12 protein-coding genes are annotated in these 12,037 nt (G+C 44.5%); 2 read left to right on the top strand and 10 right to left on the bottom strand.

Going from position 1 to position 12,037, the window contains the following annotated elements; all coding sequences use genetic code 11:
- Positions 1 to 465: 465 nt before the first annotated feature.
- The 7 genes from ACY8D0_RS24585 to ACY8D0_RS24555 all read right to left on the bottom strand — a co-directional run bounded on the left by ACY8D0_RS24585 (position 466) and on the right by ACY8D0_RS24555 (position 7,449).
- On the bottom strand, positions 466 to 1,839 hold the full coding sequence (locus ACY8D0_RS24585; RefSeq protein WP_462413075.1) for an RsmF rRNA methyltransferase first C-terminal domain-containing protein: 1,374 nt from the start codon (positions 1,837 to 1,839) through the stop codon (positions 466 to 468).
- 146 nt (positions 1,840 to 1,985) lie between these two features.
- The gene (locus tag ACY8D0_RS24580; RefSeq protein ID WP_462413074.1) at positions 1,986 to 2,567 is read right to left on the bottom strand and encodes a PadR family transcriptional regulator; all 582 of its coding nucleotides are present in this window, start codon (positions 2,565 to 2,567) and stop codon (positions 1,986 to 1,988) included.
- Positions 2,568 to 2,638: 71 nt separating this feature from the next.
- Positions 2,639 to 3,409 carry an ABC transporter permease gene (locus ACY8D0_RS24575; protein ID WP_462413073.1) on the bottom strand — a complete coding sequence of 257 codons (771 nt, stop codon included), beginning with the start codon at positions 3,407 to 3,409 and terminating at the stop codon, positions 2,639 to 2,641.
- Complete coding sequence (locus ACY8D0_RS24570; protein ID WP_462413072.1) at positions 3,406 to 4,119, bottom strand: ABC transporter ATP-binding protein; 714 nt, start codon at positions 4,117 to 4,119, stop codon at positions 3,406 to 3,408. The genes ACY8D0_RS24575 and ACY8D0_RS24570 overlap by 4 nt, the downstream gene beginning before the upstream one ends.
- 210 nt (positions 4,120 to 4,329) lie before the next feature.
- Positions 4,330 to 5,412: a threonine aldolase family protein gene (locus tag ACY8D0_RS24565; RefSeq protein WP_462413071.1), complete on the bottom strand. Its 1,083-nt coding sequence runs from the start codon at positions 5,410 to 5,412 to the stop codon at positions 4,330 to 4,332.
- A 137-nt stretch (positions 5,413 to 5,549) separates the two neighbouring features.
- The gene (locus ACY8D0_RS24560) at positions 5,550 to 6,707 is read right to left on the bottom strand and encodes an ABC transporter permease (RefSeq protein ID WP_462413070.1); all 1,158 of its coding nucleotides are present in this window, start codon (positions 6,705 to 6,707) and stop codon (positions 5,550 to 5,552) included.
- Positions 6,697 to 7,449 carry an ABC transporter ATP-binding protein gene (locus tag ACY8D0_RS24555; RefSeq protein WP_462413069.1) on the bottom strand — a complete coding sequence of 251 codons (753 nt, stop codon included), beginning with the start codon at positions 7,447 to 7,449 and terminating at the stop codon, positions 6,697 to 6,699. The genes ACY8D0_RS24560 and ACY8D0_RS24555 overlap by 11 nt, the downstream gene beginning before the upstream one ends.
- A gap of 171 nt (positions 7,450 to 7,620) precedes the next feature.
- Between ACY8D0_RS24555 and ACY8D0_RS24550 the strand changes: the two genes are divergently transcribed.
- Both ACY8D0_RS24550 and ACY8D0_RS24545 read left to right on the top strand, forming a co-directional pair.
- Positions 7,621 to 8,322, top strand: a complete 702-nt coding sequence (locus ACY8D0_RS24550) for a LytR/AlgR family response regulator transcription factor (protein WP_462413068.1) — start codon at positions 7,621 to 7,623, stop codon at positions 8,320 to 8,322.
- A gap of 13 nt (positions 8,323 to 8,335) precedes the next feature.
- Positions 8,336 to 9,313 (top strand): sensor histidine kinase, encoded by a 978-nt coding sequence (locus ACY8D0_RS24545; RefSeq protein WP_462413067.1) that lies wholly within the window; start codon positions 8,336 to 8,338, stop codon positions 9,311 to 9,313.
- 74 nt (positions 9,314 to 9,387) lie between these two features.
- Here ACY8D0_RS24545 and ACY8D0_RS24540 read toward each other — a convergent pair whose 3' ends face one another.
- The 3 genes from ACY8D0_RS24540 to ACY8D0_RS24530 all read right to left on the bottom strand — a co-directional run bounded on the left by ACY8D0_RS24540 (position 9,388) and on the right by ACY8D0_RS24530 (position 11,941).
- On the bottom strand, positions 9,388 to 10,608 hold the full coding sequence (locus ACY8D0_RS24540) for an MFS transporter (protein WP_462413066.1): 1,221 nt from the start codon (positions 10,606 to 10,608) through the stop codon (positions 9,388 to 9,390).
- Between the two features lie 139 nt (positions 10,609 to 10,747).
- On the bottom strand, positions 10,748 to 11,032 hold the full coding sequence (locus ACY8D0_RS24535) for a hypothetical protein (RefSeq protein WP_462413065.1): 285 nt from the start codon (positions 11,030 to 11,032) through the stop codon (positions 10,748 to 10,750).
- Between the two features lie 93 nt (positions 11,033 to 11,125).
- Positions 11,126 to 11,941 (bottom strand): MBL fold metallo-hydrolase, encoded by an 816-nt coding sequence (locus ACY8D0_RS24530; RefSeq protein ID WP_462413064.1) that lies wholly within the window; start codon positions 11,939 to 11,941, stop codon positions 11,126 to 11,128.
- Positions 11,942 to 12,037 lie beyond the last annotated feature (96 nt).

The raw sequence follows: 12,037 nt of genomic DNA, 5'->3' as shown, positions 1-12,037 counted from the left end.
AAACAGACTGACTTTTCGTTATGGAGTTTTGAAGGAACACTACCCCCTTTCAACTTTTTTCCATCAAGGTTATTGGTGATGTCCAACGTGGTTATGGTGCTAGACGCGTTTGCAGTGACAAAATCCCAATCAACCTCAATCAATTCTATTCCTCATTATAAATATGAAACACGCAAGAAAATTAGTCATATTTACCCTCCCCCGCATGGATGGGCACAAAAAAAGGCATGGCAGTAGAATAAAAGGTGCTAAACACCTTTCATTTTACCGCCATGCCTGATCATATCAGTCAAGTGAGAGTAAAACCGCCTTATCCAAGAGTATTCACTCTTTATCCGGGAGTATTTTGCTTGTCGAGAGTAAACTCAGCCTATACGAGAGTATTCACTCTTTATCCGAGAGTTTTCTCCCTGTATCCGAGAGTTTTGCAGTGTTATCCGAGAATAAATGATTGGCCGTTTATCTTCAAAAGTTTCCTGTCCATCTTAATCCTTTAGGATAGTGATTTTTTAATATTCCCCCGGAGACTTTGCCCCAGCCAAGCGAATAACCGTCCACTTCGACCAGATACCATCCTTTTGGACCTTCCACTTGTAAAGCTTCTCCTTTTAGATAGGCAGTCAATTCCCGGGACTGGCTGTCTAAATTCCATCTATGGTACACACTTTCGCCGGTTAAAGATAACGCCAGTGCATGAGAAGGCTCAAAGCGATTCTTTTTAATCGTCCCCAAATGCCAGCCCGGCCGGATGACCTTAAACTGATTGAGCGACAACATGTCCTTCGGGATTAAGTACAATTGGTCACCGAATAGAAGGTACTCACCATTGGGAGGCTGCTTGAGGGATACTTCGGCAAATGCCTGATAGCTTTTTACTAACTTTTTATCAGATAAGGTTTTGACAAATTTCCTTTTAGACGGTTCCTCTCCGTCTGTTTTTCTCAAGACCGCAATAAAATGGCCTTCACCTTGAACCTGATGCGGCCATATCCGAATCGTATGGTCAATATCTGCTGGTGTCTCCGCTGCCCAATCGCAGCGTCCCTTGGCAAAGCCTTCATATGCTTGGACATGTTCGATTTCAAAGTGCCGATTCTGTTCTAAAAACCGGCTGATGGTCCCCTCGTTTTCCTCTGGCGAAAAAGTGCAGGTGGAGTAAACCAATCGTCCGCCGGGACGAAGCATGGTCGCAGCAGATTCCAAGATTTCCAGTTGCCGCACGGCACAAACCTCCACATTTTCCGGACTCCATTCGGCGCAAGCATCGGGATCTTTACGGAACATCCCTTCACCGGAGCAAGGAGCATCGACCATAATCCGGTCAAAATACGCAGGAAATCTTTGGGCCAGCCGTGCCGGAGATTCGTTTGTCACGACGGCATTGGTTATGCCCATCCGCTCAACATTTTGTGAAAGGATTTTGGCCCGGGCCGGATGAATTTCATTGGTCAACAAGAACCCTTGTTGTTGCATTTTTTCAGCAATATGGGTGGTTTTGCCGCCAGGTGCCGAACACAAATCGAGGACCCGTTCCCCTGGCTTGGGATCGACCATTTCGGCCGCGGCCATGGCACTTGGTTCCTGAATATAATATAAGCCGGCATCATGATAAGGGTGTTTTCCAGGACGATCCTCGTTGCCGTAGTAAAATCCTTCTTTTACCCAAGGGATTTTTTTCAATGTAAACGGGCTGATGTTCTGAAACTCTTCCAAGGATATCTTCAAGGTGTTAACCCGAAGGCCCTGGGCTCGGTTTTCTTCATAACTGTGAATAAAATCTTCATATTCGTCTTTTAAAAGGTCTTTCATTTTTATTAAAAATTGCTCTGGGAGCTGCATTTATTTCACCTCAAACAAACTATCGCACATGTAAATACCGAGTATGGCATCCTCTACTAATTTAACCGAATCACAAGTGCAATGCAAAAAAGAAAGGTGTCCGCACTCTGCAGGTAAACGGCTGGTGCATGACACCCGACAACTAATCAGTCAAAATACTTTTGCAGGTCGTCCTCGGTTACCTTCGCCTGGGCCTTCCCTTGGGTTTTTAGCTCACTCATTAGCTTTTGGATAAAGTCAATTTGCAGCTCATAGTGGGCAAACATGTTTTCAAACTGCAGTTTACTAATGGGGTCAATTGTGACATATTGTTCTTTCACCTTTTGCCCCGATTGGAGCAGTCCCAATTCTTTTTCAAGAATCTGCAATTGCTCCTCCAGCCCTGCAAGCTTCTCTTCTAATGTCAGCTCCTGCATAAACGACATCGCGGCATATAAAGTGCTCGGCAGGCTGACCGATTTCTCCCGCAGACTCTCTTTCACTAACAGGAAAAACTCTTCCTTCCCTTTTTCGGTAATCTTATAGATCGCCTTGATCCGGTGACCTGTTTGTTCCACAGAGTCAACCTCTGCCAAGCCTTCCTTATCCATTTTTTTCAATGCGTGATAGATGGAACCTGGCAAAACTCCTGCCCAAATATCCGATTGATTGGTTTGCAGAATCTGCTGAATTTCATAGCCGGACAGCGCTTTAATTCGCAGCAGACCCAGTACCATTAGACGCACCATTGCTAACACCTCAAGTTTATTTAATCAACATTGACTATTACCTTAAAAATAATATACCACTACTCCCTCTTTTAAACAACAGCGCGCTGCCTTTTTTTGGATTTCTTCATTTGAATTTGACCATTGGCATTTGCTTCCCACTTAAAGGTCAGAACGGCTAATATGAGCAACACCGCAGTATAGATTAATAGCACCATGATCGAGCCTAAAGGCGACTTACTGGAAATTCCTAGTACAGACCTTATACCGTGCACATAATAGCCAAGTGGAAACAAGTCTCCCATTGTCGATACCCATTCAGGAGCACTCTTAAGTGAATAAAAGGTGTCAGCGCCAAAGATCATTGGGAAGAAAAATAAATTGGAGATCATATTAATTTGCGCTTCATTGCCAGCAAAATTGGAAATCAGAAAGCCCAAGCAAGTGAAGCATAGGATGCCAATAAACATCATCCCTATCGTTCCTAACACAGCCCCGAAAGTCACCGTAATCTTAAAGAAAATTACGCCAGCTCCCAGCACCACTAAGTTAATCAGAATTCCCAGTATTGTCCTTGCTGCGGTCATTAGAAAGATAAAGCTAATGGTCGAAAATGGAGTCAATTTCAACAGCTTATATACCCCGCGGCTGCGCTGCCAATGCACCTGAAAGGCAATACCGGATACTCCCCAGAATAATGAACTTAAGGCGATGACGCCTGTTACAAGTCGAGGCGTATAGGAAGGATTATCAAAATAGTATCCCAAACCAATGAGCAGTACGATTGGAAAAATGACCGAATAAAACATGGTTATTTTGTCTCTTATTGATGTTACCAGCATCGTTTTGAAAATGGTCCTCATTGTTTACTACCTCCATTTGTTAAGTGTAAATATACTTCTTCTAAACTTTGCACGCCATGTGATTCACACAGTACCTTTGCTGGACCTTCCGCAATCACGGTTCCTTGGTCAATCATCATCACCCGATGGGAAAGCTTGGCGACTTCATCCATGTCATGGGAAGTGAACACGACAGTGGTACCTCTTTTGTTTAGATCTATCACCAATTGGTGGATTTCCCGGCGCGATTTTGGATCCAGCGCAGCTGTTGGCTCATCAAGGAAAACCACCTTTGGTTCATGGACCAAAGCTACTGATATCGCCAGTCGTTTCTGCTGTCCGCCAGATAACCTGGAAGCCTCCGTTTTCATCACGTCTTGCAGTCCGCATAATGTGAGCAGGTCAAGCCCTGCTCGTTTGGAGAGCCTCTTCTTGTAAAAAGCCGCGAAAAGCTGCAGATTCTCAAAGGCGGTCAATCCTGGAAAAAATGGAGTTGCTTGCAATTGGACCCCTACTGACCTCCTAAATTCCTTATCCCAATAAGACACATCCCCTGCATCCTGTTTCCTTAAACCGAGTACCATTTCCAGGGTGGTAGATTTTCCTGCTCCGTTTGGTCCGATGATGGCAAGAATTTCGTTCTCATAGACCGCCATTGAAACCCCATTTACGACTGTTCTTGTGCCGTATTGTTTCATGAGACCTTGAGCCTTCATTAAAATTGTTGTCAACAGAATAACCTCCTAAAATATATTCATCGTTAATTACTCAACGTTGAATAATTGAAGAAATAAAAAGTTGAGGCATCTATACTCAACGTTGAATAAATAAACTTATATACATAATATACCAGTGCTCTTTCCAAATGTAAACATCTAGATGAAAATTTATTCAAAAAATCGGGTGCCAGCACAATGATTTGTGCCTGACACCCTAAAAGGTTATAACTCTTCCATTTTTTGTGCCAATAGTTGAAACGCCTGGGTTAACTCTGGTTTTGGAATCTGTTCATACTGGTCACCGATACTTACCTCGTAATAGACTTCGTCCCCATCAAGTTCGCTTAAGTTTCCAGTGAATCCAACCCCAGTTTTCCCCTGAACCTCCACAAAAATGGATTCCAGCTTATCTTTTGGGGCTTTTAGGTGGACATGAAACATATTTGAAACCGGCACTAACGGTCTTGTGGTAACAGCTGGCAATTGATTATAAAGTCCGGCCAATTCGATTGCCTCTTTATAATACTGCTCCATTTTCGCCACTCGCTGGTCAAAATAATAATCGGCACTAATGATGTACGGATAAAGGCTGATTAAATCGCCGCCATGCCGGCGTTTCCACACTTTCGATTTCTCTGTAAAGGCACGGCCACCTGCTAAAATTGCTCCCGCCACGCCGCCAATTCCTTTATAGAACGACACATATACACTATCAAACAGGCTGCAGATTTCGGCGGCAGACTTCCCGTAATACGGAAGAATTTCAAACAGCCTTGCTCCGTCTAAATGCAATTTGATCCCCTTCTCCCGGCAGTAAGCAGAAATCGACTCAAGAGTTTCATAATCCGGCAGCTGGCCGCCGATTTCCCTCTGCGGCAATTCCAAAAGTAAGCAAGCAATCTCTTCCTTCAGACCGGTAACGTCTTCCAATTGAATAACTTGGTTTTTATCAGCCAGTAACACGGGCTCAATATGATGCAGTTCTTTTAAACCATCCTCCTCATGAATTTCCAGGTGGCATAAGGGATGATACGCGACTTTTCTTACTCCCTGCTCATCACACCAGATTCGTAAGGCGATCTGCTGGGCCATCGTGCCGCTTGGAAAAAATACGGCAGACTCCTTGCCTAAATACTTGGCCAGCTTGGTTTGGAAATCCCCAATTACAGATCCCTTGCCATACATATCGCTCTCTAGGCTGTCCCCCATTCCTTCCAATGCACGTTTCATCACCCCAACATTGCGAAATCCATGGCCTGTTAACTGATACTTTGTCTGTTTAAACGAGTTTAATAATTCGTTCATTGTCTGCCTCTCCCTTCAAGGACACAATTCTGGACTTTATTCCTCCATTATACAGAGTCACAGATCATAATACCCGAAAAAAAGGTGTCAGCGCGGTGTAGACTCATGTCCCAATCCGGCGCTTGACACCCGTTTTTTTAATTCATTACCCATTTATCCTTTAGAAACATCATTCTCCCAATGATAAACAAGACAATCATACAGAGCAGGTTGCTTGTTAAGGCAATCAGAATATGCTGATAATCGATGATGCCAAAAACCAGTTCTTTCAGCAGACTGAACAGGTTCATTATCGGAATCGCAAAGTGCTGGAATGATAACTCGTTAATCCCCATACTAGATAAGCCCATGGCCGGAAACATGGACAGCATTAACACCGGCGTGCTGTAGCTTTGTGCCTCTTTCACGGTTTTGCCGATGATGCTAGCGAGCATTAGCAAGGAAGCATTAAACATGGCATAGATGACTGAAATGACGACGGCCAGCCCAATAATGGCGTACGTTTGCTCCCCAAAGGAAAGAGCCTTCTTTAAATTCTCCGTCAACAGTTGAATTTCAATGACCACCACCGCTAATGTCACAATCCCTGTAACCGTTCCTACTGCGGCAATGGTCAACCACTTGGAGAACAGCAGGGTCGATCGTTTAACCGGGGTGATTAACAAGGCTTCCATTGTCTTCCGCTCTTTTTCTCCGGCAAATAAATCCGCCGCAGCGGGACTGGAGCCTATGCCGATGGCAATCGATAAAATTAATGGGATGAGCATTGCCAATAGTGTTGTGTTTTCATTTTGATCCGCCATTTCTCTTTGTTGAATCACTAATGGCTCAACCAAGCTCGGGTCACTTCCATTGGCTTGCATCCGCTGGGCAATAATTGATTTTTCATAGGCACCCAAAGCTGTTTGTACCATGCCGCTTAACACCGATGATTTCTGGCTGGAGGTATCGCCGACAATCGTCACTTCCGCCTTCTCTCCAGTGCGAATCTGGCTGGAGAAACCTTTGCCAAACACCAACGCAGCTTCCGCTTTTCCATCTTCCAAAACGCCCTCTGGGTCGGCAGCCTCAACCAACTCAATATTTTTAAATCCTGCAAAAATGGCCTCTAGGTCATGATCCATCGATTCTGATACAGCCAGCCGATACTTTTCTTCATCACCGTCAGAAATCAAGTTTTCATAGAAAAAGGTTAGCCCGGTCATCATAATGACCGGCAGCATGACGGTTAACAACAGTGTCCGCCGGTCTCGGAAGCAGTCCTTCAATTCCTTTAGAAAAATATTAAGAAGCATAGTGTTCGTTCCCCCTTACCAGCTTACTCATGAAAATATAGTTCAAATCGCGGCTGCCCTCGGCTTTATACAATGCCTCAAGATTGCCTTGGTAGACCAGTTCTCCTTTATGCATCATGGCCACCGAGTCGCACAGCATCGAAACCTCCTCCATGATATGGCTGGAAAAAATAATCGTTTTGCCTTCCCGCTTCAGCTGATGGACCAGCTGGCGGAACACGTTGGAAGAAGTAATATCCAATCCTGTCGTTGGTTCGTCAAACAAAATGATCTCCGGGTTGTGGACCAACGTCCTGGCAATCGCCACCTTTTGCCGCATCCCCTTGGAAAAACCGCCCACTCTCCGGTTCAAATAATCGCGCATCCCGAACATTCTCGACAAGTCATCAATCCGCACTTTCGTTTCATGTTTACTTAACCCGTACAGGGAGGCAAAGTATTCCAGGTTTTCGCGGGCTGTTAACCTGTCATATAGCCCTGTTTCGCCGCCAAATAATACACCGATTCTTTTTTTCACCTCATTAGGATTTTTCATCGTATCAAAGCCAGCGACTGTGACCGTCCCTTCTGTCGGCGTCAGTAATGTCGCAATCGTCCGCAACAAGGTTGTTTTGCCGGCACCGTTTTCACCAATCAGTCCGACGACCTGGCCTTCTTTTACTGAAAAAGTGACATGCTTTAATGCCGTGACAAACTTCTTTTTATCTTGAAACTTCTTGGTTACTTCATGGATTTCGATCATTTCTCTCCCACCCCGTTTGGTTGTTTCTGATGTCATCATACAAAGAAAACAAATCGAAATCATCAGTTCTGTCGTGAAATGTCCGTTTTATGTCGTGAAAATGCCAAAACCCCCTTTAAAATGGTAAAATATACTTATAGTGTTATTTTGGCAGGATAGGTGGGGCAGCTTATGATGAAGGTCGGTCTGGTCGATGACCGGTACATAGATTTAGATAAATTGACGGCCATTGTCGGCGGCTTACCCGATTTGGAGATGGTGTTTGCGACCACTTCTGCCGAAGAAGCCTATGAACATATCAAAAAAGAAACGATTGATTTGTTGATTGCCGATATTGAGATGCCTAGTTTATCGGGTTATGAATTGGCCGATATTATTCATTCGCACGCACTAAATATCGCGGTGATTTTTGTGACCGCTAACAGCGGCTATGCCGTTCACGCCTTTGAATTGAATGTGCATGATTATATCATGAAGCCTTATACGAAAGACCGGCTGGTCAAATCCATTGAGCGGCTGAAGGAAAAGACCCAATCGGCCGAGATTGCCGGCAGGCTATATATCAAGCATAAGAACGATATTCATATTATCCAAAAGAAGGATATTATTTTTATAGAAAGATCGGGACGTTCCTCCACCATTTACACCAAGTCTGGGAGCATCAAAACCTATCAAACCCTTAACGAACTGGAAGGGGAATTACGCGAGCGGGACTTTATCCGTTCGCACCGCTCGTTCATCATTAACATCCACTATGTAAAAAATTTTTCCCTTTATGCGAAAAATTCGTATGTGGTCACCTTTGAGGGAATCGAGCAACAGGCAATGATTACGAAGGAAAAGGTCGACTTTTTACAAGAAAACTATTTTTAAAGGCGGGAACAGTTTGAAGGAGAAACTGATTTATTGGGGAATAATTGCGGGATTGGGTTTTGCCCATTTCCAGGCGCTGCTGGCAACTCTGCCCTGGGACATTCCGTTTTACATAGGTTTCGTCATTGTAATAGCGGTTGTTTATTATTTGTATCAGAAACTGAACCTCCCTGTTTCCGTTCTAGGACTGAAATGGAATGGGGTGTTCTTTTTCCTGCAGCTTCTGCTTTTCATCCTATACATAAAGGTACACCCTTCATGGGCGTACCTCGTGCCGTTTGCCATTTTTCTCGGTTTGGAAATTCTCAGGTTAAAGGCGGCCAAAAAAATAGCGGATTTTGGCCAAGAGCTTCAATTATTGCAGGAACAAACGGCCCATTTCAATGAGACCTTTCGGATTGTCCGCAGTGAGCGTCATGACTTCCTCAAGCATGTTTCGGCGATTCACTTTATGCTCGAAAATCAATCGTATGACGAGGCAAAAACCTATCTTGATCACTTGGTTGACGGATATGAGGAAACGAATCTCTCGATTAAGGGTGAACGCGGTGCCGTGGCCGGCGTCCTGCACCAGATGTACCGCCGCGCTAAGGGCAGCGGGATTAGTTTGGTTTATGATTTCGATCTGCCCCTATCCACCCTGCCATTAACCGACCAAGACATCGTTGCCCTGATTGGCAATCTTTTATCAAACAGTATCGATGCCTGTGAAGAGTGGCAGAAGCAGCACCAAGACCAAGCCGTGATTACCCTGCAATTTTATAAAAGAAGCGGGCTGTATCTGTTGATTTGTAAAAATAATAGCCTGCCGGTACCCACGAAGGTGTTGGATTCGTTGTTCGAGTCTTTTGGGAAAACAACAAAGGTTGGGCATGAAGGCCTCGGCACAAAAATCATTGATGAAATTATCCATAGCCACCAAGGATTTTTGGATTTTGTCCATAAGGACGAAGAGTTCACTGTAAAAATGAAGTTTCCGGCCATTCAATGATAGAAAAACGGTCAGCTTTCCAACAGCTGGCCGTTTCTTTGTATCCCTATGTTCTTTTTCACCATTGCCATTTGTCAGTTCTGCTGAATCTGGGACGCCCGTTTCGTCTGAACTTTGGCCGGTATGGCTGAAAGTTTGAGAGTCAGCGGGAAAGCGAATAGAAGTAACAGGACAATAAATCCTATGACTCCATGCCAGCCAAAATGTGTCCAGAAAAATCCTCCGGTTGTTCCCGCAAGAGACGAGCCGCTGTAGTAAAAGAATAAGTATAACGACGAGGCTTGTGCTTTTTCCGTTTGTGCCCTTCGCCCAACCCAGCTCGAGGCGATCGAATGGGAACCAAAGAAGCCGAAGGTAAACAGGGCAATGCCGGCAATTTTTAAAAGCAGAGGTGTCGAAAGGGTGATGGCCGCGCCGCTGATCATCATCACCAGACCCATGGATAAGACCTTTTTTCGGCCCAGCCGGTCCGATAATTTTCCCATCCATGTGGAACTGAACGTTCCGGTTAAATAGACGATAAAAATCCAGCCCACAATTGTTTGGCTCAGCCCATATGGCGGCTCCAACAGCTGAAAGCCGATATAATTATATAAGGTGACAAAGGAGCCCATTAAAATAAAGGCAATCCCGTATAAACAAAGCAGCGCTGGGTCTTTTAGATGGCGAAACAACGAAACGAATAATGGTTTTAATTTTAACGGCTGCGGGGTAAAATATTGGGAGTTTGGCAAATGCCGCCAAAACCAAATGCTCAGGATTAGGCTAATCAAGCCAATGCTTCCCATGGCAATCCGCCATGAGAAAAAGTCGGTAACGGTTCCGGTAATGATTCTGCCGGCCATTCCGCCAATGGAATTACCGCTAATATAAATGCCCATGGCCACCCCCAAGCTTTTAGGATCCACTTCTTCCCCGAGATAACCCATCGCGATGGCCGGAAGCCCGGCAAGAACGATTCCTTGGAGGACGCGAAATCCCAATAGAGATACAAAACTTGGGCTAAACGCGGTAAAGATGACGATTAACGATGAGAGCAGAAGCGAAGCGGCCATGATGATTTTGCGCCCCCAAGCTTCCGACAAGGAGCTAGTAATCAGCATCGAGACGGCCAGTGTGAAGGTGGTGACCGATAAGGTAAGGCTTCCCGTGGCGGCGGAAACATGAAATTCTTTTGAGAAAATCGGCATCAATGGCTGGACGTCGTAAAGGATTGAAAATGTGATAAAGCCTCCGGCAAATAAGGCAAAATTGGCCTTGCGGAATGCCGGTGTCCCTTGTTGCAGCTTATTCAACGTAAAACCCTTCTTTCCTATTGGTAACCTCTAACCACTGTATTAAACATTGGCCAAAAACTCAAATGTTTTACCCCAAAAAAGGCCTGGCCTTATACGCGAATCGTGCGCATAAAGGCCAGGCCTCCGTTTGAAAAATTTAACTGTTCACTAGTTCTTTTGCTGATAGCAGTTCCTCAGGAACCTCAATGGAACTTTGAGCTTGAAGCAGCAGTTCATGGCGCTTCGCATATAGGCTTGAACAGGTTGGCTTGAAGCAGCAAGGGCAAGTGCCGCCCATGGTTCCAATATTATAGGCCGTCACTTTATCCCCTTCCACCCGGCAATTTAACATGGCTGTGCGGTCATTTTTGAAGGTTAAAAGAACGTTAAAAGTTGAATTACTAGGCTGTGTATTAAATACTTCTGCGTTTGTTAGTTGCATAGCTGCTCACTCCAATTCTTTTTTAGTCTATCCATTATTATATCAAACAAATATTCTTTCAACATATTAAGTTACTAGTTTGTTTCTGGAAATTTAGTGAGTTTCCACCTTTTGTATGTTTGATAAAATGGACGTGATGATATGCAAAGAGTCCCATTGACCGGAGGAAACATGAATGATCGGGTATTGTTTAGGAAATAATTTTTGTTTTAATTCTTCTGCTGAAAGACCCTCTTTATAAAGCACTTCAACCTCACCACTAAGGTTTTCTAGGTATTCCAGTTTCTTTTTTAACATGGTTTTGCCATTTGGAATGTACCCGGCATGACAGCAAAACATAGAATCAAAATCATGGGAGAGCAGGGTTCGAATGGAGTTCATGATGACAGGAATGGATTCACTGTCCATAATGACTTTTGTCCTTGGGTTGACATATATATCACCTGAAAACAACACACCTGTGTCTTGGTCGAGCAAGGATACATGGTCTTCTGCATGTCCTGGTGTATAGATGACTTTCCATTGGCGGGTCTGTGATTCAATGGTGCCCCCAAGCGTCAGCGCTTGAAATTCCTCACGCACTCCCCAAGCCAGTTGGCGATATTTCGGATAAGGCGATGCTTTGGCGCATATTCCCACCCCCAGTGGATGGACATAGATGGGCACCTGTTTGGTCTTCTGAATCCACGAGGCGTTTCCGGAGTGGTCTTCATGGCTATGGGTTAGAGTTACTAACTCAAAGTTTTGGTCTTGAAAAAAAGAAGTGAAATCTGATTCAATGATTTGCGGTCCGGTATCTACCAGCATGCCGTCCACCAGAAAAGCATACACGGTCCCTAGTTTTCGGCCGGAGTTGACCACACTTCCTTCTATACATATCACGTCTTGGTTCACTTCTACCTTTATCATAGGATTGCCATCACCTCTTCTTTTTAGTTTCATCTGAATATTTTTAAAACAAGTGTATCGTTTAATGAATGAGTAATCAATCATTTTGGATGCAAG

The sequence above is a fragment of the Neobacillus camarae genome (assembly GCF_054950115.1).
This window is presented reverse-complemented; position numbering and strand designations above follow the sequence as displayed.